At 66.6% G+C, this 23,312-nt stretch carries 22 protein-coding genes; 12 read left to right on the top strand and 10 right to left on the bottom strand.

All coding sequences use genetic code 11. From position 1 onward, the window contains the following. Positions 1-7 precede the first annotated feature (7 nt). The 5 genes from astD to EWM63_RS14880 all read right to left on the bottom strand — a co-directional run bounded on the left by astD (position 8) and on the right by EWM63_RS14880 (position 6,030). Positions 8-1,483, bottom strand: a complete 1,476-nt coding sequence (gene astD / locus EWM63_RS14900; RefSeq protein WP_130187226.1) for a succinylglutamate-semialdehyde dehydrogenase — start codon at positions 1,481-1,483, stop codon at positions 8-10. A gap of 8 nt (positions 1,484-1,491) precedes the next feature. Continuing rightward, positions 1,492-2,538 (bottom strand): arginine N-succinyltransferase, encoded by a 1,047-nt coding sequence (gene astA / locus EWM63_RS14895; RefSeq protein ID WP_130187225.1) that lies wholly within the window; start codon positions 2,536-2,538, stop codon positions 1,492-1,494. 9 nt (positions 2,539-2,547) lie between these two features. Continuing rightward, positions 2,548-3,579 carry an arginine N-succinyltransferase gene (locus tag EWM63_RS14890; RefSeq protein ID WP_130187224.1) on the bottom strand — a complete coding sequence of 344 codons (1,032 nt, stop codon included), beginning with the start codon at positions 3,577-3,579 and terminating at the stop codon, positions 2,548-2,550. A gap of 91 nt (positions 3,580-3,670) precedes the next feature. Continuing rightward, entirely contained in the window at positions 3,671-4,915 is a 1,245-nt protein-coding gene (gene astC / locus EWM63_RS14885; protein ID WP_130187223.1) for an acetylornithine/succinylornithine family transaminase, read from the bottom strand. 173 nt (positions 4,916-5,088) lie between these two features. Next, a complete protein-coding gene (locus EWM63_RS14880) occupies positions 5,089-6,030 on the bottom strand; it encodes a GlxA family transcriptional regulator (protein ID WP_130187222.1) in 942 nt (313 codons plus the stop codon). A gap of 99 nt (positions 6,031-6,129) precedes the next feature. Between EWM63_RS14880 and EWM63_RS14875 the strand changes: the two genes are divergently transcribed. From EWM63_RS14875 to EWM63_RS14860, 4 genes are all read left to right on the top strand, one after another. Then, positions 6,130-6,576: a MarR family winged helix-turn-helix transcriptional regulator gene (locus EWM63_RS14875; protein ID WP_130187221.1), complete on the top strand. Its 447-nt coding sequence runs from the start codon at positions 6,130-6,132 to the stop codon at positions 6,574-6,576. An 8-nt stretch (positions 6,577-6,584) separates the two neighbouring features. Next, entirely contained in the window at positions 6,585-6,872 is a 288-nt protein-coding gene (locus tag EWM63_RS14870) for a hypothetical protein (protein ID WP_307720859.1), read from the top strand. Positions 6,873-7,001: 129 nt separating this feature from the next. After that, positions 7,002-7,841: an HDOD domain-containing protein gene (locus EWM63_RS14865; protein ID WP_130187220.1), complete on the top strand. Its 840-nt coding sequence runs from the start codon at positions 7,002-7,004 to the stop codon at positions 7,839-7,841. A 70-nt stretch (positions 7,842-7,911) separates the two neighbouring features. Next, positions 7,912-8,826 (top strand): alpha/beta hydrolase, encoded by a 915-nt coding sequence (locus EWM63_RS14860; protein ID WP_130187219.1) that lies wholly within the window; start codon positions 7,912-7,914, stop codon positions 8,824-8,826. Here the strand turns inward: EWM63_RS14860 and EWM63_RS14855 are convergent. After that, entirely contained in the window at positions 8,783-9,019 is a 237-nt protein-coding gene (locus EWM63_RS14855; RefSeq protein WP_130187218.1) for a hypothetical protein, read from the bottom strand. The two genes, EWM63_RS14860 and EWM63_RS14855, sit on opposite strands and share 44 nt — an antisense overlap. Positions 9,020-9,222: 203 nt before the next feature. Continuing rightward, positions 9,223-9,915, bottom strand: a complete 693-nt coding sequence (locus EWM63_RS14850) for a helix-turn-helix transcriptional regulator (RefSeq protein WP_130187217.1) — start codon at positions 9,913-9,915, stop codon at positions 9,223-9,225. 188 nt (positions 9,916-10,103) lie between these two features. Between EWM63_RS14850 and gntR the strand changes: the two genes are divergently transcribed. Next, positions 10,104-11,132: an HTH-type transcriptional regulator GntR gene (gene gntR, locus EWM63_RS14845; protein ID WP_130187216.1), complete on the top strand. Its 1,029-nt coding sequence runs from the start codon at positions 10,104-10,106 to the stop codon at positions 11,130-11,132. 238 nt (positions 11,133-11,370) lie between these two features. Then, complete coding sequence (locus EWM63_RS14840) at positions 11,371-11,868, top strand: gluconokinase (RefSeq protein ID WP_229487952.1); 498 nt, start codon at positions 11,371-11,373, stop codon at positions 11,866-11,868. Positions 11,869-11,916: 48 nt separating this feature from the next. Here the strand turns inward: EWM63_RS14840 and EWM63_RS14835 are convergent, their stop codons facing one another. From EWM63_RS14835 to EWM63_RS32830, 3 genes are all read right to left on the bottom strand, one after another. Next, a complete protein-coding gene (locus EWM63_RS14835) occupies positions 11,917-14,286 on the bottom strand; it encodes a GH36-type glycosyl hydrolase domain-containing protein (RefSeq protein ID WP_130187215.1) in 2,370 nt (789 codons plus the stop codon). After that, entirely contained in the window at positions 14,255-15,667 is a 1,413-nt protein-coding gene (locus tag EWM63_RS14830; RefSeq protein WP_229487901.1) for an MFS transporter, read from the bottom strand. The genes EWM63_RS14835 and EWM63_RS14830 overlap by 32 nt, the downstream gene beginning before the upstream one ends. Before the next feature lie 117 nt (positions 15,668-15,784). Continuing rightward, positions 15,785-15,910 (bottom strand): hypothetical protein, encoded by a 126-nt coding sequence (locus EWM63_RS32830; protein WP_259772508.1) that lies wholly within the window; start codon positions 15,908-15,910, stop codon positions 15,785-15,787. A 358-nt stretch (positions 15,911-16,268) separates the two neighbouring features. Between EWM63_RS32830 and EWM63_RS14825 the strand changes: the two genes are divergently transcribed. From EWM63_RS14825 to EWM63_RS14800, 6 genes are all read left to right on the top strand, one after another. After that, on the top strand, positions 16,269-18,485 hold the full coding sequence (locus tag EWM63_RS14825) for a TonB-dependent siderophore receptor (RefSeq protein ID WP_130187214.1): 2,217 nt from the start codon (positions 16,269-16,271) through the stop codon (positions 18,483-18,485). Positions 18,486-18,522: 37 nt separating this feature from the next. Beyond that, positions 18,523-18,840 carry a DUF3649 domain-containing protein gene (locus EWM63_RS14820; RefSeq protein WP_229487900.1) on the top strand — a complete coding sequence of 106 codons (318 nt, stop codon included), beginning with the start codon at positions 18,523-18,525 and terminating at the stop codon, positions 18,838-18,840. Beyond that, positions 18,837-20,504 carry a PepSY-associated TM helix domain-containing protein gene (locus EWM63_RS14815; protein WP_130187213.1) on the top strand — a complete coding sequence of 556 codons (1,668 nt, stop codon included), beginning with the start codon at positions 18,837-18,839 and terminating at the stop codon, positions 20,502-20,504. The genes EWM63_RS14820 and EWM63_RS14815 overlap by 4 nt, the downstream gene beginning before the upstream one ends. Next, positions 20,501-20,821, top strand: a complete 321-nt coding sequence (locus tag EWM63_RS14810; protein ID WP_130187212.1) for a DUF3325 domain-containing protein — start codon at positions 20,501-20,503, stop codon at positions 20,819-20,821. The genes EWM63_RS14815 and EWM63_RS14810 overlap by 4 nt, the downstream gene beginning before the upstream one ends. A gap of 87 nt (positions 20,822-20,908) precedes the next feature. Then, a complete protein-coding gene (locus EWM63_RS14805) occupies positions 20,909-21,658 on the top strand; it encodes a response regulator (protein ID WP_130187211.1) in 750 nt (249 codons plus the stop codon). After that, the gene (locus EWM63_RS14800; RefSeq protein ID WP_229487899.1) at positions 21,655-23,010 is read left to right on the top strand and encodes an ATP-binding protein; all 1,356 of its coding nucleotides are present in this window, start codon (positions 21,655-21,657) and stop codon (positions 23,008-23,010) included. The genes EWM63_RS14805 and EWM63_RS14800 overlap by 4 nt, the downstream gene beginning before the upstream one ends. Positions 23,011-23,312 lie beyond the last annotated feature (302 nt).

Here is a 23,312-nt window from a genome sequence, read left to right as displayed (position 1 = left end):
ATCATCCTCAGAACGTCAGGCCGGGCGACAGCTTGGCGGGCATTTCCAGCGCATCGTTCTCGATCGATGCGACTGGATACGCGCAGTAGTCGGCCGCGTAGTAGGCGCTGGGCCGGTGGTTGCCGGACTTGCCCACGCCGCCGAACGGCGCCGTGCTGGCGGCGCCCGTCGTGGGACGGTTCCAGTTGACGATGCCGGCGCGGGCGCGCAGCTGGAATTTCTTCCACAGGCCTTCCTCGTTCGACAGCAGGGCCGCGGCCAGGCCGAACTCGGTGTTGTTGGCGATGCGCAGCGCCGTGTCGAAATCGTCCGTGCGGTAGACCTGCAAGAGGGGCCCGAACCATTCCTCGTCGGGGATGCCCTGCGCATCGGTCACGTCGACGATGCCGGCCGAGACAAAGCCCGTTTCCGGCTGCAGCTGCTGCATTTCCAGCAGCAGCTTGCCGCCCTTGGCGACCATGGCGGCCTGCGCCTGCAAGAGCTTCTCGGCGACGGCGGCGGAGACCACCGGGCCCATGAATGGCTGCGGCTCCGCATGCGACTCGCCCACCTGGATCTTCGCGGCCACGTCGACCAGGCGGCGCAAAAAGGCATCGCCCTTCTCGCCCTTTTGCACGACGAGCCGGCGCGCGCACGTGCAGCGCTGGCCAGCCGAGATGAAGGCCGACTGGATCGCCATGAACACGGCGGCGTCGATGTCCTGCACGTCCCACACGACGAGCGGGTTGTTGCCGCCCATTTCCAGCGCCAGCAGCTTGCCCGGCTGGCCGCCGAACTGGCGGTGCAGGGCGGCGCCCGTCTGGCTGCTGCCGGTGAACAGCACGCCATCGATGTCGGCATTCTGGCCGAGCGCCACGCCCGTGTCGCGGCCGCCGTTGACCAGGTTGATCACGCCGGCCGGCACGCCGGCCTGTTCCCACAGTTCCACGGTCTTGATCGCCGTGCGCGGCGCGTATTCGCTGGGCTTGAACACGACGGTGTTCCCCGCGATCAGGGCCGGCACGATATGGCCGTTCGGCAGGTGGCCAGGGAAGTTGTAGGGGCCGAACACGCCGAACACGCCGTGCGGGCGGTGGCGCAGCACGGCGGCGCCATCGGCCACCTTGTTGTGCACTTCGCCGGTGCGCGCGTTGTACGACTGCACCGAGATGTCGACCTTGTTCGCCATCGTCGTGACTTCGGTGCGCGCTTCCCACATGGGTTTGCCCACTTCCTGCGCGATCAGCTCCGCCAGCGCCTCGTTGTTTTCCTTCAGCAGGTCGCGGAAGCGGCTGGCGATGGCGATGCGCTCTTCCAGCGGCCGCTCGGCCCAGGGCTCGAACGCGGCACGCGCGGCACTGCAGGCGGCCGCCACATCCTCCGGCGCGGCGGCCTTGCCGCGCCACGTTTCCTTGCCGGTGGCCGGGTCGACGGTGATCAGTTCGGCGCCGCTGCCGGTTTGCCAGCGGCCTGCGATGAAGTTGGACAGTACGGAGTCGGGCATGTTGTTCCTCACAGGTTTTTCTTGACGTTCAGCGGCAGCGTGCGCACCGTGGCGCCGGTGCCGCAATGCAGCAGCCGCTGCTCGGCGGACGACAGGTCGATGCTGCCGTTCACGCTGACCGCATCGCTGACGATCATGCGGAAGTCGCGCAGCGTGGTGTTCGAGACGAGCGTGGGTTCGGTGGTGGCGGGCGCGCACGCATGCACGATGTCTTCATCGGGCGCGATGGTGGCCAGCTCGCTGTCGCGCAGCGCACGCAGTTCCGATACGCGGGCCTGCAGCACGGGGCCGGCGTCGAAAATGTCCACGTAGCCTTCGTAGTGCATGCCTTCCTGCTCCAGCAGGCGGCGTGCCGGTGCCGTGGACTTGTGCACGGCGCCGACGACATCCTGCGCGTCCTGCGGCAGGTAGGCGATATACAGCGGCTGGCGCGGCATCAGCTCGGCGATGAACGATTTCTTGCCCAGCGCCGTCAGGTCGTCGACGTGGTGGAAATCCATCTTGAAGAAATGCCGGCCCAGGCCTTCGTAGAACGGCGAGCTGCCATCCTCTGCCTGGTAGCCGCGCATCTCGGCGATGATCTTTTCCGTGAACAGGTGCGGGAACTGGGCGATGAACAGGAAACGGCTCTTCGACAGCAGCTTGCCGTTGTGGCCGACCCGGTAATCCGGATGCAGGAACAGCGAACACAGTTCCGAGGAACCCGTCAGGTCGTTCGACAGGTACAGGGTTTCCATTTTCGTGAACACGTTCAGCTCGCGGCTCGAATGCACCAGCGTGCCGATCCGGTAGTTGTAGAACGGTTCCGTGAGGCCGACGGCGCCCTTGATCGCGCAGACGCCGGCCAGCCGGTGGTTGGCCGTGTCTTCCATGACGAACAGGTAATCGCGCTCTTCCGGCGGGATGGTTTCGGCGAACGAGGCGCAGGCGGTGGCCAGGCGGTCGCCCAGCATCTTCATGTCCGGCTTCAGCGTGGTCATGCCGGTGCCGACCTGGCTAGCCAGGTCGAACAGGCCGCCGAGATCGCCCTCGTTGATGGCGCGTACAACAAGCATGGGCTTCTCCTAGATGCGTACGCAGGTCACGCTGTCGCCTTCGGCGACGCGCAGGATATCCTGGATTTCGGGCGGCAGCGCCACCGCGTCGCAGCCCTCCAGGTCCGGGCAGGGAATCGTCACGGCGCGGAAAGCCGTGCTGTCGCCGTTGGCGACCGCGTAGTTGAACAGCGGGCCTTCCCTGGTGCGGGCAACGCCGGTGCGCACGCGCAGCTTCTGCGAGCTGTTGAACGTGCGCAGCGCATGCTTGTGCGCCTGCAGGATCGGGCCACCATCGAAGATGTCGATGTATTCATCGGCCTCGAAGCCTTCGGCCGTGAGCAGGTTGAAGGCCAGCTCGCCGGACGGATGGATCTGGCCCATCGCCGCCTGGGCATCGCCCGGCAGCAGCGGCACGTAGACCGGGTAGTGCGGCATCAGCTCGACGATCAGCGTGCGGTTGCGCGCACCGCCGATGGTGCGCTCGGCATCGAGGAAATCCATCTTGAAGAACTTGCGGCCCACGGCATTCCAGAACGGCGACTGGCCATCGTCGTCGGTGACGCCGGCCAGCGGCACGAAGAAGCGGTCGCCGAAGCGCCGCGGGTGCTGTGCCGCATACATCAGGCGCGAACGGGACAGCAATGCCGCCTCCGGGCCCTGCTGCACTTCCGGCGCGATGTAGAACGACGACAGCTGCGAGTAGGCGGTGAGCTCCGAGCACAGCGTGAGCGCATGCACGCTATGGCAGATGTTCAGGTCGCGCGAGACCTGCTGGATCACGTCGTTACGGAACGAGAAATAGGTGCCGTTGGAACCGGCGGATGCAAAGATCGCGGCGGTGCCGCAGATGCGGCGCTCTTCCACCGATTCCAGCACGAACAGGTACGATTCCTCGCTGGGGATATCGACCTGGGCCGCCAGCGACGCCAGCGAGCGCTCGACGGCCATGACGATCTTGTCGCGGCTGCGCGGCAGCGTGTGCAACCCGGGGATCGTCACCGCGGCCAGCGATTCGAGCGCGGGAATATCCGCGGTTTCCACCGGACGGACGACGTACATAGGCACTCCTGGTTTGAATGGAAACCGCCGGCACGATGGGTGTGTCGCGCCGGCGGCATAGACGACGCCGGTGAAGCCTGGTGAAACGTGCTTACCGGGCGGCCAGCAGCTTGTCGAGGCCCTTGCGCATCAGCGCCATGGCTTCGTCGATCTGCGCGTCGGTGACGATCAGCGCCGGTGCCAGGCGCACGACGTCCGGGCCGGCGATGAGCACCATCAGGCCTTCCGCCTCGACGGCGCGCTGGATATCCTTCGAGCGGCCCTTGAACTCGTCGGTGACGACGATACCCAGCAGCAGGCCGGCGCCGCGCACGATGCCGAACACCTGCGGGTAATCGCGCACCAGTTCTTCCAGCTTGCCGATCAGGTACAGGCTCGCTTCCTTCACACGCGCCAGGAAGGCCGGCTGGTTGATCGTTTCCAGCACGGTCAGCGCCACGGTGGCGGCCAGCGGGTTGCCGCCGTACGTGGTGCCGTGCGTGCCGACCGCCAGGCTCTTCGCCAGCTCTTCCGTCGTCAGCATCGCGGCGACCGGGTAGCCGTTGCCCAGCGCCTTGGCCGACGTCAGCACGTCCGGCGTCACGCCATAGCCCATGTAGGCGAACAGCGAGCCGGTACGGCCCATGCCGCACTGCACTTCGTCGAAGATGAGCAGGGCGCCGGTCTTGTCGCACAGCGCGCGCAGCTCCTGCAGGTATTCCGGGTTACCCGGCATCACGCCGCCCTCGCCCTGCACCGGCTCGACGATCACCGCGCACACGTCGTCGCCGATCGCGGCACGCGCCGCTTCGATGTCGTTGTAGGGGATGTGGTCGATCGACGGCGGCAGCGGCTCGAAGCCTTCGGTGTACTTCGGCTGGCCGCCGACGGACACGGTGAACAGCGTGCGGCCGTGGAACGAATTCAGGCACGACACGATGCGCGACTTGTGCTCGCCGTACTTGGCATGCGCATGCTTGCGCGCCAGCTTCAGCGCGGCCTCGTTGGCTTCGGCGCCCGAGTTGCAGAAGAACGCGCGGTCGGCGAACGTGGCTTCCGTGATCGCCAGGCCCAGGCGCAGCACCGGCTCGTTCGTGTAGCCATTGCCCAGGTGCCAGACCGTATTGGCCTGGCGCACCAGCGCTTCCACTACGATGGGGTTGCAATGGCCCAGCGCCGCCACGGCGATGCCGGACGTGAAGTCGAGGTAGCGCTTGCCTTCCTGGTCCCACAGGTCCAGGCCCGCTGCTCGCACCGGTACCATCTGCGCCGGTGCGTAGGTTGGCACCAGTACTTCGTCGTAAGTCTGCCTGGTGACAGGGCGAGTGGTAACAGTCGAATCAAGCTTGGCGTTCATTGGCATTCCCCAGGAAAAGAAGAGGTACGGCCGCGGCAAGTCCACGGTGAGTACGGATTGTAAAAGCGGGCATGCTAAAACTCTTTTGAAGAAGCGACAAGAATTTTCCAAAATTAGGGACGGACCCTGTTTTCTGGGAAATTTCCTCTAAAACAGGGTCCGTCCCTAATTTTTCAGGCGGCGGCGAGTTTGCGTTGCCGCTCTTCGCGGGGCGTGTTCCCGAACAGGGCGCCGAAGGCGGTGGAAAAGTGCGAGCCGGAGGAGAAGCCGCACATCAGGCCCACTTGCACGATCGAATGGTTGGTTTCCAGCAGCAGTTGGCGGGCGCGCTGCAGCCGCAGTTCGAGGTAGTAGCGCGATGGCAGGCTGCCCAGGTATTGCTTGAACAGGCGCTCGAGCTGGCGGCGCGACAGGCCCACGAGCTGGGCGACGTCGTCGGTGGTCAGCGGTTCCTCTATGTTCGCCTCCATCAATGTCACCGCTTCGGACAGCTTCGGCTGCAGCACACCGAAGCGCGCCTGCAGCGCCACCCGCTGCCGTTCATCCGCACCGCGCACGCGGTCGATGCACAGCGCTTCCTTGACGGCGGCGCCGATGCCGCTGCCGAACAGGTGTTCGACCAAGGTCAGCGCGAAGTCGATGCTGGCCGCCCCGCCGCAGCAGGTCAGGTGCCGGCCGTCGCATTCGAACAGGTGGGGCGTGAGGATCGCCTGCTCGGCGATTTCGCCCGTGTCGCCATACAGCGCCCAGGGCAGCGCGATGCGCACGCCGGCGGCGTGGCCCGCGGCGGCCAGCCACAGCACGGCCGCGCCGACGCCGCCCCAGCACGCGGCGCCGCGGCAGCGATCCAGCACCGTGTGCAGCAGTTGGGAAGGCAGCGCGGCTTGCTGCTCGTCCGCGACCAGCAGCGCCACGTGCCAGTCTCCTGCGCCACCAGCCGCCACCGTGGCTGGCGTGCCGATGTCGAGCACGAAGGCATCGCCCAGCAGGCGCTGCGCCAGCCGCAATGGCTGGGCCAGACCGGACCAGGTCAGGCTCTCGGCATCGCCGGCATTCACGAGCAGCATGCGCAGTGGCTGCTCGCGGCCGAGCCGTGCGAGGTTAGCGAAGGACATCGGACATGGACGGTGGCATGTGCAGCAGGACAAATGGAACCCGCTATGGTAACAGCTGCGCGGACACGCTACGCGGCAGGCGCCCGCTATAATCCGCCCATGGGTGAACGTTATCTGAAAAGTATCCGGTTGCTGGCGGAATGCATGCAGGCCTTCGAGCGTCTGTCCGGCCGCCACGTGCGCGAGAGCGGCCTGACGCATGCCCAGTTCGACATCATCGCCACTTTGGGCAATACGCCTGGCATGCCGTACAAGGAGCTGGGCGAGCGGACGCTGATCACGAAGGGCACGCTGACGGGCGTGATCGAACGCCTGGAGCAAAAGGGCCTGGTGATGCGCGAACGCAGCACGCTCGATGCGCGCAGCTGGTTCATCCGGCTCACGCCCCGCGGCGAACAGGCGTTTCGCGACGTGTTCCCACGCGTGATCTCGCGCGGCGGCGCCGTGTTCGCCCATTACACGGAGGCCGATTACGCGGAACTGGAACGGGTGCTTGCGCGCCTGAAGTCCGTGATCGATGCCTCTCCCGAATCAACCCCATCCTGAATGAAGACATGCTGAAAACTACCCTGATCGATGGCTTTACCCCGGCCAAGTTTGACAACCAGATCTCCGGCAACCTGCTGCTGGAAACCGCCCCCGAGGACGACGTGCGCGCACAGAAATTCCTGATCGGCGTGCGCAACGAGGATGGCGACATCTACCGCCTGATCGGCGCCACGAAGCACAACAGCTTCACCAACGCCGTCGAGGAGCTGGAAGACCTGGAGCTGACGGACGAACTGGCGGACATGGAAGGCACCACCCACGAAGGCTGCGACGCCATCTTCCGGCAGGAGTGAGCCGCATCGCGGCGAACGAACCGGACCGCAGCAGTCGCGCAAGGTCCGGGCGCCATCGCCGCACGCCACCTGTGCACGGCGCCATCGATTTTAATTTCCACTCGGCAATATTGTGGGTATAATTTTTCGATGGACAGATTCGAAGCCTTCAACATGATCGCGGCCCAGGCCGGCCGCGGCGAGCTTGCTTTTCCCGCCAGCGTGGAGGCTTCCGTCAGGCTCCAGCAGGCACTCGTCGATCCCGACTGCCACGTCGACCTGGCCGCCCGGCTGGTCGGCGCCGATCCGCTGCTGGCCGCGCGCACCGTGGCCATCGCCAACTCCGTGGCCTTCAACCGTTCCGGCACGCCGATTTCCAGCGTGCGGGGGGCCGTGCACCGGCTCGGCGTACGCACGCTGCAATCGCTGGTGGCCGCATTGATCGTGCGCCAGCTCGGTGGCACGCTGGGCGACCCGGGCCTGCGCGCAAGGGCGGCACGGCTGTGGGAGCACACGGCGCACACCGCCGCGCTGGCCCAGGTGATTTCCCGCCGCGTGAGCCACGTGGATCCCGACACGGCGCTGTTTGCCGGCATCGTGCATGAAGTGGGCGCGTTCTATGCGCTGTCGCGCGCGGGCGAATTTCCCGGCTTGCTCGATGGCGAGCCGGATGACTGGCTGGCGCATGGGGAAATCACGCTGGGCCGCAGCGTGCTTGGCGCCCTGATGGTGCCCGGGCACGTGGTGCGCGCCGTCGAAGCGATGTGGACCGGCATGCGCGCGCTGCCGCCGGAAACGCTGGGCGACACGTTGCTGCTGGCCGACGACCTGGCGCCCGTTGCCTCCCCGATGCATGCGCGGCCCGGCGCCACGACGCCGCAAGCTGCCCGGACGATCGATTTCGCGGTCGGCGACGGCACGCTGCAGGCGATCCTCGACGAATCCCGCGCGGAGGTGGAAGCGCTGCGTACCGCGCTCATGCTGTGCTGACACTGCGCCGATGCCGGCCCCCGGATCGGCCATTTCGGCGATAATCGGATTTTTTTGCTTCGCCGACAACATGAAGAACCATCTCCGCGTCCTTGCCGCCGCGTGCTGCTTCGTGGCCGGCGGCGCGCTGGCCCAGGGTGCCTCGATCGCGCTCGAGGGTGCGCCGTACGTGCTGGACGGAACCGAGGTGCGCACCGTGCGTGCCCGGGAATTGCAGCGCGATTACCAGATCTACGTGAGCCTGCCGCCCTCGTATGCGCGCTCGGGGCGCAGCTATCCGGTGGTGTTCGTTACCGACGCGACTTACGCATTTCCCCTGACCCGCGCGATCGCCGGCCGCGTCGGCCGCAAGGGCCGCGCCATCGAGGAATTCATCCTGGTAGGCCTGTCGTACGCCAACGGCGACACGCCGGAATACAGCCGCCGCCGCGATTACACGCCGGGCCCGCCCGACGATGCCGACATCCGCTCCGACATGCCGGGCCGCGAACCGAAGTTCGGCGAAGCCGCGGCGTTCGCCCGCTTCATCGCCAGCGACGTGTTCCCGTTCGTGACCAAGCACTATCGCGCCGACATGCACCGCAAGACCTTCATCGGCCATTCGTATGGGTCGCTGCTGGGCCTGGAAATGCTGTTCGGCGAGCGGCCGATGTTCGAGCATTATGTGCTGGGCAGCCCGCCGCTGTGGTTCGGCCGGCGCATGATGTTCGAGCGCGAGAAGGCCATCGCGGCCAGCCGCAAGGATCTGCGCGCCAACGTGCTGCTGGCCGTGGGTGAATACGAGGCGATCAAGCCGGGCCCCCGCTTCAACAAGCGCGACGACGCGGTGCGCGAAGTGCGCGCGTTCAAGGCGGCGCTGAAGTCGCGCAATTACCCCGGCCTGAAGATCGTTGCCGACGTGATTCCCGAGGAAGACCACCTGAGCGTGGGGCCGGCCGTCATCACGCGCGGCCTGCGCTGGGCGCTGCCGGGCAGCGAGCCGTAGGCCCGGCTTCGGCGGCCGGTTCGTCCCGCGCCGACAGCCGCAGCCGCCGGTAGCGGTTGAACAGGCGGTCCGGACCGGCGCCATCGGCCGCATCCCAGCCGAAGGGCTGGCCTAGTGTGGCATGGGCATCGGCCTGCTGCGGGGGCCACGGGCAGCCAAGCAGCATCTCGTACAGGTTGTCCATCTCCATCAAGGCTCCATTGGGCGGAGCGCAGTGCACGCAGGGGATGGACAAAAAAAATGCCCGCTCGAAAGCGGGCCAAGTCCAAAACTAGGGATGTCCTGAAAGAGACAGTTCCATAGTACTAGTCGGCCCTGCTGCGTTCTGTGCGCTGGTTCACATAACATGCAAAATTGCATGGAGAGCATGTTATTGGCCGGCGTTGACAGTTCCTGTCAGGAGTCGTCGCGGATCCCGTGCTCGGCGCGCCAGTCGCGGATCAGCTCATGCCGCGGCGTGGGATAGCGCTCGGCAAGCGTGCTGGCGGCGCGAATGCGGTCGATACGAAAATGGCGCTGGGCGGCGCGCAGCTCGCACCATGCGGCAAGCAGGCGGCAGCCATCGAGGAAGGCCAGGGCGAATGGCCACACGGTGCGCTCGGACGGGCGGCCCTGCTCGTCGCTGTAGCTGATCCGCAGCTTGTGCTGGCGCCGGATGGCTTCGCGGGCCGGGCGCACGAACAGGTCGTCTTCCGGCCGTGGCGGCGCGATCGGTACCCACAGGCTGGTCTCGGCCATTTCATCGCGCAGGTCTTTTGGCGTGGCCGTGGCGATCTTGGCCAGCGCATTGGCGGCCGCGGCGGCCAGCGCCGTGTCGCCCTGGCGCCGCACCCAGCGCGCGCCCAGCACCAGGGCCTCCAGCTCGTCGGCAGAGAACATCAGCGGCGGCAGGAAAAAACCGGCCTTGAGCATGTAGCCCACGCCGGCCGAGCCCTGCACCGGGGCGCCCAGCTCCGCCAGTGCCGCGATGTCGCGGTAGATCGTGCGCTCGGATACGCCCAGCCTTTCGGCCAGCGCGGACGCCGTGACGGGATGGCGGTTGCCACGCAACGCATCCATGAGCTGGAACATGCGGCCGGTGCGGCTCATGCGGTCTCCGATGCCAAAGCGGCAAGCTTAGCATGGGCGGCGACCCGCGGCCGGGGCTTTTCGGTCATGCCACCCAGGTATCGACTGCGCAGCTTCGATTGACATCGATCCCCGAACTATGGATAAATCCAGCCCAACAACACATAAACAAAGTAGGATTCCCGGGGTCCCCAAAAACCCCTCCAGATATGAGCAAATCCCCCTCTTCCCGCAGCCGCGCCAGCGGCCGCGTCACGCTGAGCGACGTGGCGGCCCGTGCCGGCGTGGCGCCCATGACCGCTTCGCGCGCCATCAACCAGCCCGACCTCGTGTCGTCGCTGCTGCGCCAGCGCGTCGAGCAGGCGGTGCAGGAACTCGGCTACGTGCCGAACCGTGCCGCCCGCGCCCTCGCCTCGGCGCAATCGAACGTCATCGTGGTGCTCGTGCCCTCGCTGTCCAATACCGTGTTCACCGCCGTCCTGCAGGGGATCCAGGACGCACTCGACGACGACAATTACCAGCTCCTGATCGGCAATACCCGCTACTCCGACGCCGAGGAGGAAAAGCTGCTGAACGTGTACATGCAGTCGAACCCGGACGGTATCCTGCTGTCCGGCCTGACACACAGTCCTCGCGTGCAGCAGATGCTCGAGACGTCGCGCGTGCCCGTGGTGTCGATGATGGACCTGTCGTCCGATCCGGACCTGCTGTGCGTGGGCTTTTCCCAGGTGGAGGCCGGCCAGGCGATGACGCGCTACCTGATCGGCAAGGGCAAGAAGCGCATTGGCTTCATCGGTGCCCAGCTCGACGAACGCACACTGCGCCGTGCCGAAGGCTACCGCAAGGCCATGGCCGATGCCGGCCTGGCCGATACGCGTCTCGAGATCATGGTGCCGGATCCCTCGACGATCGCGCTGGGCGCCGAACTGCTGGGCCGCATGCTTGCCCAGGTGCCCGATTGCGACGCGATCTTCTGCTGCAACGACGATCTGGCGCACGGCGCCATCTACCAGTGCCAGCGGCGCGGCATCTCGGTGCCCGAGCAGCTGGCCATCTGCGGCTTCAACGACCTGCCGGCTTCGGCGTGGATGAAGCCGGCATTGACGACGGTCGGCACGCCCCGCTACAAGATCGGCTTCGAGGCCGCCACGATGCTGCGCGCCACGATCCGCGGCGAACGCCCGGCCCATGCCCACCTCGACCTGGGCTTTACGCTGATGGCCCGCGAAAGCGCATAGTGGCGCGAACGCCGGCAGCATGACGCGGCATGAACTCGCCGTTAGCGGTGAAGAACCGGTGTCTGACACCATTTTCCCTGGAAAATGGTCGGTCCGCCGCAGCGGTCAGACACCGGTGTTCGCCGGCCAGCCATTACTGTGACGCCATCCGGTCTCATGCAGGAGAACTTGAACTACGCTCACACGTGCATTACAATGAAAAATTATGTTAGCGCTATCAGAGGGCGAGATGAATAATATGGATGCCCCGCGCTGGGTGGTGATGGGTGTGGCCGGTTGCGGCAAGAGTTCGGTGGGAGCGGCGCTGGCGGAACGGCTCGGCGTGCGCTACGTGGAAGGCGACCGCTATCACTCGCCGGAAAACGTGGCGAAGATGAGCGCCGGCGTGCCGCTGACGGATGGCGACCGCCTGCACTGGCTGGCCAGCCTGCAGGGCGAGATCCGCGATGCGATGGCGCGCGGCGAAGGCATCGTGGTGGCATGCTCGGCGCTGAAGCGCCGCTATCGCGACCTGCTGCGCGAAGGCGTGCCCGGCTTGCGTTTCGCGCACCTGGCCGGCACCCGTGAACTGATCGAGGCCCGCATGTCCGCGCGCGTTGGCCACTACATGCCACTGTCGCTGCTGGACAGCCAGTTCGCCGCGCTGGAACCGCTGCAGCCGGACGAGGCGGGCATCGTGCTCGACATCGCCGAGGGCGTGACGCAACTGGTGGACCGCATCACGCACGCCGCCTGAGGCGGCGGCGCGTATTCCCTGCGGCGTGAGGTCACGCCGCAGGCACCGTCACGCCGCGGGTACGGTCACTTCCAGCCGATAGGTGCGGCCTGCTTCGATGCCGGTAACGCGCGCCGCTGGCAGCAGCGTGCCGTCGCAGCGCACCTGCACGCCGCGCACGTCGCCACGCTGGATCGATACCTCGAACGTCGCGCCACGGAACGTGCGCACGGCCCGCATGCCGTTCCACGCGGCTGGCAGCTGGGGCGCGATGCGCAATCCTTCCGCATCGCCCACCAGGCCGCACAGGCCCTCGATCACGCAGCGGTAGATCCACGACACGGTGCCCGTGTTGAACAGGTGGCTCGAACGGCCCGCCGTGCGCGGATATTCGCGCCATGCACCCCGATAGTAGTTCGGGATGAACACGGGCAGCTGGCCGCGCCGCAGGTAGTCGGTTTCGTCCGGGCCGGGAATCATCTTGCGCATCAGGTCCCATGCCCGTTCGCCATCGGCGCCGTCGTACAGGCTGTAGATGTAGAACGCGGCCGCGTGGTTGTAGACGGCGCCGTTCTCGGCCGAGCCGGGGTGCTTCTGCGTGACGCGGCCCACGTCGTCGCGCATCTTCGAGAAGGGCGGTGCGAACATCTGCACGCCATAAGGCGTGTGCAGCTGCTGCGCCACTTCCTCGACCATCGATGCGCGCTGCGCCGCGCTGGCCGCACCGGACAGCATCGACCATGCCTGCGGATTGAGCCAGATGCGCCCCTCCTTGTCGTCGGCCACGCCGAACACCACGCCATCGTCCGTGATGCCGCGGGCGAACCAGCGGCCATCCCACAGGTGCTCGTTGGCCGCATCGTTCATCGCCTGGGCGCCCGCGCGGAAGTGCCGGGCGCCTTCCTCGTCCTTGTGCTGCGCGCACATGTCCGCCCAAAGGTTCAGCGCATAGGCGGCGGCCACGGTCAGCCAGCCGGACACGCCCTTGCCCTTGTAGCCGACCATGTTCATCGGGTCGCACCAGTCGCCCTGGGCGATGTATGACAGGCCGCGTTCGTCGCGCTCGGCCAGCAGCCAGTCCATCGCGCGGCCAATGCGCTGCGCCACCGTCTGGCCATGCCCTTCGCGGTCGGTCACCACCTCGTCGAGCAGCGCCCAGTCGGCCGTCTCGTCCAGGTAAGCCTTCAGGCACACGGGCAGCCACACGCAGTGGTCGGTGTGCGGCACCTGGTTGATGTATTTCAGTTCCGCGCCTTCGACAAGCAGGATCCCGTCCGGCATCGCGCCGCTGGGCTCCTGCTGCGACAGCGCATGCACGAACGCGCCGCGCGCAACAGGCGGATGCACGAAGCTCATGCCCATGTTGTCCTGCAGGTAGTTGCGCGTCTGCGGATCGGTCGTCAGGCGGTTCGAACCGCCGTGGTAATACACCTGGCGCGGCAGCCAGTGGTTGACGAAGTTGTCGAACTCCGGGTCCGGCGTCGATACCGTCACGCAGCCGGCGCCGGCGGCGATGTAGGCCGCATACTCGCCGCGCGCCCTGGCGAAGCCGGCAGCGGACAGGTAGCGCTCGCGCAACGCGGCGATTTCCGCATCGTCGAACGCGGGACCGAACAGGAAACGGTATTCCTCGCTGGCATCGGCCGCCAGCGCCAGCCGGTACTGCACGGCGGCCACCGGCGTTTCGTAGCGCGCATCGCCGCCGGCCAGCAGTTCACCTTGCAGGGCGGACGGCGCATGCAGCCCGCCCTCCCCTTCGAAGGCTTCCTGCGCCACTTCCCACGCATCGGGCGCCCGCTCGCACAGGAAGCACGTGCGGTCCTTGAAGTCCTTCTGCTTGAAGTAGTCGGCCACCTTCTGGTAGGGCGTGACGCACGACGCCACCACGCCGCCCAGGTCGGCGCGATACTCGGCCGACTGGTTCATCCAGCTCATGTAGCCGATCGTGAAGTACGGGTAGACGGACAGCCGGCGCGGCCGGCCGGACAGGTTCGTGACCTTCAGCGACCACAGTTCGGCCACGTCGTCGACCGGCAGGCCCATGGCGAGTTCGATGCGGATGCCGAGGGCGTCGACCGTCCACGCCATGTCGCTCTTCCCGGCCGAGAATTCGAAACGGTCCGGCGCGGCCCGCACCGGTTCGTGGGGCGCGGAAAACAGCTCGCCCGTTTCCTCGTCCTTCACGTAGAAGAAGCGGCCCGGGTGGTGCGCGTAATAGCCCTGCTCCGGCTGCATGAACGTTTTCGCTTCCAGGTTCGGCGCATACGAGTACTTGGCCGGTTCCGGCTGCATGAACTGGGCCACGGCATAGCCGCGGCAGTTCACCTGGATCATCATCTTGCGGTTCCACAGGAAGCCCGCCGCGCGCGGCATCGCCGTCGGCGACAGCAGTTCGTAGCGCTGGCCGTCAGCGGACGGGCGAAGGAGTGGGGAATGCATCGGGTTCTTCTCCGGAATCTGGACTATCGGATGCCGGCTTGCGCGCGGCGAGATCAAGCTGGATGGTGCGCAGCGTGGCCGCGTCGAGGTGGTAGCAGCACATTACGCCCACGGCCAGCAGCGCGAAGGCGGCGGGAATCAGCGACATCAGCCACACGATGCCGGCCGTGGAATCGGGGCTTTGCGTGGCGTTCGGCACATAGCCCAGCGTGGTGAACAGCGCGCCGATCACGGCCACGGCCAGCGCCGTGCCCAGCTTTTGCGAGAACGTGGCGGCGGCGAACGTCATCGCCGTGGCCCGGCGGCCGGTGCGCCATTCGTTGTAGTCGGCCGTGTCGGCATACATCGAGAAGGCCAGCGGCGATTTCGGCCCCAGCACGAGGCCCATGCATGCCTGCAGCACGAACATCAGCCACACCTGGTCCGGCGGGATGAAGAAGTAGGCGGCGGACAGCACGGCCGTGGTGCTCATCAGGATGATCATCAGCTTCTTCTTGTCGATGAAGCGTGTCATCAGCGGCGACGCGGCGGCACCTACAGCGGCGGCAAACATGTAGACGGAAACGAACGTGCCCATCTGCTCCGGCTGGCCCACGACATACTTGAAGTAATAGGCGGCGGTGGTGGTGCGCAGCGTGATCGTGACCATGATGATCAGCGCCAGGAAGAACAGCACCACCCAGGGTCCGTTGCGGGACAGGTCGCGCACATCCTGCATCACGTTGGTCTTTTGCTGCGGCGGCGGCGCGATGCGTTCGCGCGTGTTGAAGAACGCGATCAGGAACATCACGCACGCTGCCACCGCCCAGGCGGCCATCGTCAGCTGCCAGCCCCGCTCGTCGTTACCCTTGCCGAACGCCTCCACCATCCACGGGGTAGCGGCCGTGACCAGCATGCTGCCGCCGAACGCGCAGATGAAGCGCAGGCCGTTGATGGTGGAGCGCTCCTGCGGATCGGCCGACATGACGCCGGACAGCGCGTTGTACGGAATGTTGATCGCCGTGTAGCAGACCATCATCAGCAGATACGTTCCGTAGGCCCAATACAGGCGGCCGTTGCCTTCCAGGTCGGGCGTGGTATAGGTGAGCACGGCGGCACAGCCCAGCGGCACGGCCATCCACACCAGGTAAGGCCGGAACTTGCCGAAGCGGGTCGTGGTGCGGTCGGCCAGGGCACCGATCATCGGATCGGTGAAGGCGTTGATCAGCTTGATCGAGAACATCATCGACGCCGCGGCCGCCGCCGAGATGCCGAAGACCTCGGTATAGAAAAACAGCAGGAACGTGGCGATATTGGTCCAATAGAAATTGAACCCCATGTCGGCGATGCCGTAGCTGATCTTTTCGCGCCAGGGCAGGCGCTTGTTGACGTGATTGTTCAAGGGGTTCTCACTCGGAAGGCCTGCACGAAAAAAAACTGCGCGGGCGGACCATTTGTCCACCCGCACAGAAAAAACAGACCGGGAAAGTGTAACCCGGTCCGCCCATCGGACCTTCCGTCATGCTGCCCCGGCGTGATGCACCAGCAGGCGCGGCATGCGTGCCGCAGCGGTGGTGGCGGGTGGCTTGGTGTGCAGCATTGTCGTCTCCTCCTGCATCGTGCCGTCGTCCGTCTTCGCGGACATGCTGGCAGCGCTAACAGTTATCTTGTCCTCGTCAGCGCGACCGGGTTTCCCGTGATTTTCAACCTGGCTCTGATAGCGCTAACAGATGCAAATAGTGTAATCACGCCTTTTTGCGAAGTCAACAAAAAATCGGCCGCATTCGAGGGATTGCCAAATGCCGCCGAGCCGTTCCAGGCACGTTTCCCATGCCACGGCACGGACTGCACCGCAGTCGCTGCCCTGCCGGCTGCCACACTTTGACAAACTTTTAAGGAACTAAATGAGTATCATTCTCAGTTGCGCGCGATCGGGATGTTGCCGATAGCCATGTTCGGAGGCAGGCAGCGATCGCGGAACCGTTACAACACAGGACCAGGAAATGACTCACACTCTGCAACCCACCCCGCTCGCCACTGCTCTCCGCGTGGCGTTTTTAACATGCGCGTGGGCGACCAGCACGGCCCCGGCCCAGGTTGCTCCCGAACAGCAACTGGCCGAAGTGCAGGTGACCGCCACCGCCGAGGAGGAACTGAAGCAGGCGCCAGGCGTATCGACGATCACCGCCGCCGATATCGAAGCGCGCCCGCCGGCCAACGACCTTTCCGAGATCATCCGCACGATGCCCGGGGTGAATCTCACCGGCAACAGCTCGACGGGCCAGTACGGCAACAACCGCCAGATCGACCTGCGCGGCATGGGCCCGGAAAACACGCTGATCCTCGTCGACGGCAAGCCGGTCACGTCGCGCAACTCGGTGCGGATGGGTCGCAGCGGCGAGCGCAATTCGCGCGGCGACACGAACTGGGTGCCGGCCGAACTGGTGGAGCGCATCGAAGTGCTGCGCGGCCCGGCCGCCGCGCGCTACGGTTCGGGCGCCGCCGGCGGCGTGGTCAACATCATCACGAAGGCGCCGGGCGACAAGCTGTCCGGCTCCGTCACCGCGTACGCGCTGGCCCCGGAACACGGCGAGGAAAGCTCGACGAAGCGCCTGGGCTTCAACCTTTCCGGTCCGCTGGCCGGCAAGTTCTCGTTCCGGGTGTTCGGTAACGTGAACAAGACCGATGCGGACGATCTGTCGATCAATGCCACGCCGGAAAACACGGCCGATGGCGCGATCCCGCCGGCCGGCCGCGAAGGCGTGCGCAACCGCGACGTGGGCGGCCTGCTGCGCTGGGACCTGGCGCCGGGGCAGGTGCTGGAACTGGAATCGGGCTTTTCCCGCCAGGGCAATATCTACGCGGGCGACCGCGCGGTCAATGCCACGGGCACGCCGCTGCTGGGCGAACTGGCCAATGCCGGCGCCGAGACGAACGTGATGATCCGCCGTACCGCCGCGCTGACGCACCGCGGCAAGTGGGATTTCGGCACGTCGAAGCTGTCGGTGCAGTGGGAAAATACCGATAACACGCGCCTGAACGAAGGCCTGGCCGGCGGCCCGGAAGGCAGTATTTCAAATGCCACGTCGTGGTCCACGTCCGAACTGGAAAACACTATCCTGAACGGTGAACTGAACATCCCGGGCAAGCTGTTCGGCCTGTCGCAGATGATGACGGTGGGCTTCGACGTGCGCCAGGAAAAGCTGGACGACCCGTATTCGATGACACAGACGGCCACCGCGATCCCCGGCCTCGCCGCGACGAACCGCGACGGCAAGGCCGATGCCGAAACCTATGCCGTGTACGTGGAAGACAATATCGGCGTGACCAATGACCTGATGCTGACGCCCGGCCTGCGCTTCGACAAGCACAGCCAGTTCGGCACCAACTGGAGCCCCAGCCTGAACGCCTCGTACTCGCTGACGCCGACCATCACGATCAAGGGCGGCATCGCGCGGGCGTTCAAGGCGCCCAACCTGTACCAGTCGAATCCGAACTACCTGTACTACACGCGCGGCAACGGCTGCCCGGTCAACAACCCGAATTTGGGCGGCGGCTGCTACCTGCGCGGCAACGACAACCTCGAAGCGGAAACATCGGTCAACAAGGAAATCGGCATCGGCTGGAGCGACGCCGGCCACAGTGCCAGCGTGACTTATTTCCACAACGATTACCGCAACAAGATCGTGGGCGGCATGGACAGCCTGCTCGGCAACACGTCGGCCAATGGCCGCCTGTTCCAGTGGGAGAACGCGCCGAAGGCCGTCGTGCAGGGTGTCGAGGGCAACGTGACGATCCCGTTCGGCCGCGGCGTGAAGTTCATCAACAACCTCACGTACATGATTGAGAACGAGAACAAGACCACGGGCGAGCCGCTGTCGGTGATCCCCGAGTTCACATTGAATACATCGCTCGACTGGCAGGTCAACGACAAGGTGTCGCTGCTGTTCACCGGCACCTGGTACGGCAAGCAGGAACCGCGCAAGCTGACCACGCAAGGCGCCGCGGCCACCGGCGACGCCCTCAACACGCTGGACCCGTACAGCGTGTGGGGCGTGAGCGCCGGTTACGCGTTCACGAAGAACCTGCGCCTGCGCGCCGGCATCAACAACCTGTTCGACGAGCGCCTGTTCCGCGAAAGCACCAATGGCACGTCCGGCGCAGCCTCGTACAACGAAGCGGGCCGCTCGCTGTTCGTGAGCCTGACTTCGTCGTTCTGATGCCACATCGACCCTGCCTCGCCCTGAAAGAACTATCGTGAGCAAGAACACTCCCCTGCCCGCCTCCTACCGGTGGCGGGTCGCGTCGCGCAGCGTGGCGGCCATCTTCGGCGGCTATGCGCTGGCGGCCGCCTGGGCCGCGTCCATGAGCCTGTGGCTGCAACAGACCGGCATGTCCCGCGTGGACGCCGTCACCACCGCCACCATGTCGTCGTTCGTGGTGCACCTGTGCGCCGCCCTCTGGGTATTCGCGGTGGCGAGCACGCGCCGTGCGTGGCTCGGCATCGTGTTGTCCACGGCGTTGCTGGCGGCATTGACGTGGCTGGCGCGGGCCGGCGCAGGGGGTGCGGCATGAGGCCCGACGGCAAACCGGAAGGCATCCGCCAGTCGATGTCGTGGCTGCACACATGGACCGGCATCGTGCTGGGCTGGCTGCTGTACGCGGTGTTCTTCACGGGCACGCTCAGCTACTTCCTCGACGAAGTGAACCTGTGGATGAAGCCGGAGCTGCACGCCTCCGTGCCCGGCGCGGATGCCGCGCAGACGGCGGCGGTGGCGCTCGCGGGCATGCAGAAGCTGGCGCCGGCCGCGAATACGTGGACACTGGAGATGCCGAACGAGCGGCAGACCACCGTGTCGGCCAGCTGGCGCGACAGGAATGCCGCGGCCGGCCGCGCCGGCACGAAGCGCGCCGAGCTCGATGCCGCCACCGGCGAAAAGATCGAGGCGCGTGAAACACGCGGCGGCAATTTCCTCTACCGCTTCCACTTCGAGCTGCACGCCATGGACCGCGCGACGGGCCGCTGGATCGTGGGCATCGCCACCATGTTCATGTTCGTGGCGATCATCAGCGGCGTCATCACGCACAAGAAGATCTTTACCGATTTCTTCACGTTCCGGCCGAAGAAGGGCCAGCGCTCGTGGCTGGACGCGCACAATGCGACGGCCGTGCTGGCGCTGCCGTTCCACATCATGATCACCTTCTCCGGCCTGCTGCTGCTCATGGCGATGCTGATGCCCTGGGGCGCGGAAATCGCCTATGACGGCGACCGGCAAGCCTACAACATGGAGCGGCGCGGGATGGTGGCGGGTGCGCAGCAGCAGCGCGAGGGCGAGGGCAAGGAGGGGCGTGAAGGCCGCGGTGGCCGGTCGCGCGGCGGTGCCGCCGATGCCGCGCCTGTCGACCTGGCGGCGGCCATCGGCCCGATGATGGCGCAGGCACGCAACGCGTGGCCGGAGCATGCAGTGGGCCGCATCACGGTCAACCGCCCCAACAAGCCGGGTGCGACGGTGGAGCTGCGCGCGCATGGCAGCGACAGCCTGACGACGCGCGGCGCCTCCGAACGGCTCGTCTTCGACGCCGCCACCGGCAAGATCAAGGAACGCCCGCCGCTGCCGACGCCATCGGCCGCAAGCGCGGTCGGCAACGTGTTCGCCAGTGCCCACATGGGCCGCTTCGCCGGACCCGCCGTGCGCTGGCTGCTGTTCCTGTCCGGCGTGGTCGGTACCGCGATGGTGGCCACGGGCCTCGTGCTGTGGGTCGTCAAGCGGGCGCCGGAGCGCAGGAAACTGGGCCGCACGCCGTTCGGCCACCGCGTAGTGGAAGTCACGAACATCGGCGTCATCACCGGCCTGGCGCTGGCGACCGGCGCCTACTTCTGGCTCAACCGCCTGCTGCCGGTGGAGATGGCGGAACGGGCCGCGTGGGAAATCAACGGCTTCTTCCTCGCATGGCTGGCTGCGCTCGTGCATGCGGCGCTGCGGCCGGCAAGGTCGGCGTGGAAAGAGCAATGCATCGCGATCGTCGTGCTGTTCGTGCTGCTGCCGATCGTCAATCCGGTCACAGGCGGGCATGGCCTGTTCACCAGCATTCCGCTCGGCCAGGCCGGCATCGTGGGCTTCGATTTCGCGATGCTGGCGATCGCCGCGCTGTTCGGCTGGATCGCCCGGCACCTGGTCCGCAAGGACCGGCCGGTTGCGCAGGTCGTACCGGCCCCGTTGAAGGAGGTGACGCCATGAAAGCGCTGATCGTACTCGCACTCAGCTATGCGGCAATGGCCGCCGTGTCGCTGTCGATGGCGCGGCACCAGGAGCAGGTGTACGGCAAGGCATTTCCCGCGATGGCGCTGCGGCTCGGCGGCTGGGCGCTGCTGGCCGTCGCCCTGGTGCCGGCGATCGCGGCGTGGGGCACGTCCGTCGGCATCCTGGCCTGGCTGGGGTTCCTGACCTTCGCTGCGCTGGCCATCGGATTGCAGATGACCTATGCGCCGCAGCCAGTGCGGTGGACGGCGCCGGCCGTGGCGCTGCTGGGCGCAGTGGGGTGGGTGCTGGCGTAAGGTCTCGCCGGCCATGGCACGGGGCCGGCGGCGCTGCTACAATCACGCCCTGTAAATGAGAATCATCCGCATTGACGGAGCAGCCCGATGACAGCAGCCGACCATATCCTCGTCGTCGACGACCACCCCGACATCCGCAGTTCCCTTGCCGCCTACCTGCGCCGGCAAGGGCTGGCGGTCAGCACCGCCGCCGATGCCGCCCAGGCCGGCGCGCTGCTGCTGAAGGAACGCTTCGACCTGATCGTGCTGGACGTGATGATGCCCGGCGAGGATGGCCTGTCGCTGTGCCGGCGCATCAGCGGCACGCTCGACACGCCGGTGATCCTGCTGACGGCCATGCACACGTCCGCCGACAAGGTGGCCGGCCTGGACAGCGGGGCCGACGATTACGTGGTCAAGCCATTCGACCCGCCGGAACTGGTGGCGCGCATCCGCACGGTGCTGCGCCGCTGGCGCCGCCCCGCCGCCCCTGCCGCGTTCGCCGTCACAACGGCCGACGGTTATGCGTTCAACGGCTGGTTCCTCGACACGGGCAAGCACGAACTGTTCGATCCGGAGGGCCAGCCGGCGGCACTGTCGAGCGCCGAGTACCGCCTGCTGCGCGTGCTCGTCGAGCATCCCGGCACGGTGCTTTCGCGCGACCGGCTGATGGACCTGACCGGCAGCGGCGACGCGCTGGCGTTCGACCGCAGCATCGACAGCCAGGTGAGCCGCCTGCGCAAGAAGCTGGAACCCGATCCGCGCCGCCCCGGGTTGCTCAAGACGGTATGGGGCAACGGTTACCTGTTTGCCGCCACCGTGACGGCCTCCCCCGCGACGCAGTTCGCCGTTTCGTGAAAGCTTTCCTGGCGCGGCTGCTGCCACAGACGATGGCGGGCCAGCTGGTCGGCCTGCTGATCTGCGGCCTGCTGGCGGCGCACCTGATCGCGCTGCTGGCTACGGCCAGTAACAGCGGCAGCGGCACGCTGCACCGGATGTCGCGCCGCTACGTGATGGAAAACGTCACGTCGGCCTACCGGCTGGCGCTGGTGCAGCGCGATGCCGCGTCCGGCAATGCGATGCTGGCCGCGCTGGACACCGGCACGTCGCGCCACCGCATCGGCGCGCGCAGCGCAATAACCGACCTCGTACTGGATGACGAAGAGCGGTCGCTGCAGGCGGTATTGCAGCGCGAGCTGAAGCTGCCGGCCAACGCGGTGCACGTGTCCCTGGCACTGCGCGCCGGGGTTGACGAGGACCCCGATCTCGCCATCGCGTTGCGCCTGCCGGGTGGTGGCTGGTTCAACAGCGCCCAGCGGCCGCTTGCCGACGACCAGTGGTGGTGGAAGCGGGTGCGCTTCTCGATCCCCGTCAGCACGCTGCCGGTGCTGGTGATCGGCATCGTGTTCGTGCGGCGCATCGTGCGGCCGATCAAGGCGCTGTCGGAAGGGGCCGAACGGGTGAGCCGCGGGGAATACGAACCGCTGGCGCTGACCGGGCCGCGCGAGGCACGCGAGGTGACGGCATCGTTCAACATCATGCAGGCGCGGCTGACGCGCTACCTGGAAGACCACAAGCGCATGCTCGCCTCGATCAGCCACGACCTGCGCTCCATGGTCACGTCGCTGCGGCTGCGCGCCGAACTCGTCGACGACGACGAAGTGCGCACCGGCATGCAGCGCACGTTGCGCGACATGGCGTCGATGATCGAGGAAACGCTGCGCTTCTCGAAGGACGATGCCTACGACGAGCCGACGATCGGCATCGACGTCGGCGCGCTGGTGGCCGAGATCGCGGCCGACCAGGCGGCGCAGGGGCGCGACGTGGCACTGGCTTGCGCCGCCGGCCTTGCCCCCCTGCCCTGCCGCTGCCGCCCGCTGGCGATCCGCCGCGCGCTGACGAACCTCGTCGACAACGCCGTGCGCTACGGCCGCTGCGCACGGCTCGACGTGGCGCCCGCGCAGATCGACGGCGGGCGCGACGCCATCCGCATCACGATCGACGACGAAGGCCCCGGCATCCCGCCCGCCCGGCTGGACGACGTGTTCAAGCCGTTCTACCGGCTCGACGCCTCGCGGCAGCCGGAGCTGGGCGGCGCGGGCCTCGGCCTCGCCATCGCCCGCTCCTGCATCGACGCACACGGCGGCAAGGTCACGCTGTCGAACCGCCCCACCGGCGGCCTGCGCGCCACCATCCTGCTGCCCGTCTGACGCAGAAAAGTTGCCGAAAACCGGGGTCTGACCCCGATTCTAAGAAATCTTTCCTGAAACCGGGGTCAGACCCCAATGCCGTTCAGTTAAGGCGACGTGGCCATTCGAGTTGGCGCTTGCGTGCCTGGTGTCGGACATTTTTTCCGGGCGCTTCATCCGGAAAATGTGTCGGACACTGGTTTTCCTCTCAGGAAATCGGCAAGTTCACGCGAACACCGGTGTCCGACACCGAAAAGCCGGTGTCCGACACCAGTACGCTGGCGTCGCGGACTGCATCGAATTCCGTTAACTGAACGGATTAG

Source organism: Pseudoduganella lutea (genome assembly GCF_004209755.1).
Lineage (GTDB): Bacteria > Pseudomonadota > Gammaproteobacteria > Burkholderiales > Burkholderiaceae_D > Rugamonas > Rugamonas lutea.
The sequence above is the reverse complement of the archived record's forward strand: the minus strand, read 5'-3'. Positions and strand labels throughout refer to the sequence as shown.

Bases quoted from the DNA above. Each gene is read 5' to 3' on its own strand.
- astD (WP_130187226.1), bottom strand. From the start codon at position 1,483: ATGCCCGACTCCGTACTGTCCAACTTCATCGCAGGCCGCTGGCAAACC.
- astA (WP_130187225.1), bottom strand. From the start codon at position 2,538: ATGCTTGTTGTACGCGCCATCAACGAGGGCGATCTCGGCGGCCTGTTC.
- EWM63_RS14890 (WP_130187224.1), bottom strand. From the start codon at position 3,579: ATGTACGTCGTCCGTCCGGTGGAAACCGCGGATATTCCCGCGCTCGAA.
- astC (WP_130187223.1), bottom strand. From the start codon at position 4,915: ATGAACGCCAAGCTTGATTCGACTGTTACCACTCGCCCTGTCACCAGG.
- EWM63_RS14880 (WP_130187222.1), bottom strand. From the start codon at position 6,030: ATGTCCTTCGCTAACCTCGCACGGCTCGGCCGCGAGCAGCCACTGCGC.
- EWM63_RS14875 (WP_130187221.1), top strand. From the start codon at position 6,130: ATGGGTGAACGTTATCTGAAAAGTATCCGGTTGCTGGCGGAATGCATG.
- EWM63_RS14870 (WP_307720859.1), top strand. From the start codon at position 6,585: ATGCTGAAAACTACCCTGATCGATGGCTTTACCCCGGCCAAGTTTGAC.
- EWM63_RS14865 (WP_130187220.1), top strand. From the start codon at position 7,002: ATGGACAGATTCGAAGCCTTCAACATGATCGCGGCCCAGGCCGGCCGC.
- EWM63_RS14860 (WP_130187219.1), top strand. From the start codon at position 7,912: ATGAAGAACCATCTCCGCGTCCTTGCCGCCGCGTGCTGCTTCGTGGCC.
- EWM63_RS14850 (WP_130187217.1), bottom strand. From the start codon at position 9,915: ATGAGCCGCACCGGCCGCATGTTCCAGCTCATGGATGCGTTGCGTGGC.
- gntR (WP_130187216.1), top strand. From the start codon at position 10,104: ATGAGCAAATCCCCCTCTTCCCGCAGCCGCGCCAGCGGCCGCGTCACG.
- EWM63_RS14840 (WP_229487952.1), top strand. From the start codon at position 11,371: ATGGATGCCCCGCGCTGGGTGGTGATGGGTGTGGCCGGTTGCGGCAAG.
- EWM63_RS14835 (WP_130187215.1), bottom strand. From the start codon at position 14,286: ATGCATTCCCCACTCCTTCGCCCGTCCGCTGACGGCCAGCGCTACGAA.
- EWM63_RS32830 (WP_259772508.1), bottom strand. From the start codon at position 15,910: ATGTCCGCGAAGACGGACGACGGCACGATGCAGGAGGAGACGACAATG.
- EWM63_RS14825 (WP_130187214.1), top strand. From the start codon at position 16,269: ATGACTCACACTCTGCAACCCACCCCGCTCGCCACTGCTCTCCGCGTG.
- EWM63_RS14815 (WP_130187213.1), top strand. From the start codon at position 18,837: ATGAGGCCCGACGGCAAACCGGAAGGCATCCGCCAGTCGATGTCGTGG.
- EWM63_RS14810 (WP_130187212.1), top strand. From the start codon at position 20,501: ATGAAAGCGCTGATCGTACTCGCACTCAGCTATGCGGCAATGGCCGCC.
- EWM63_RS14805 (WP_130187211.1), top strand. From the start codon at position 20,909: ATGACAGCAGCCGACCATATCCTCGTCGTCGACGACCACCCCGACATC.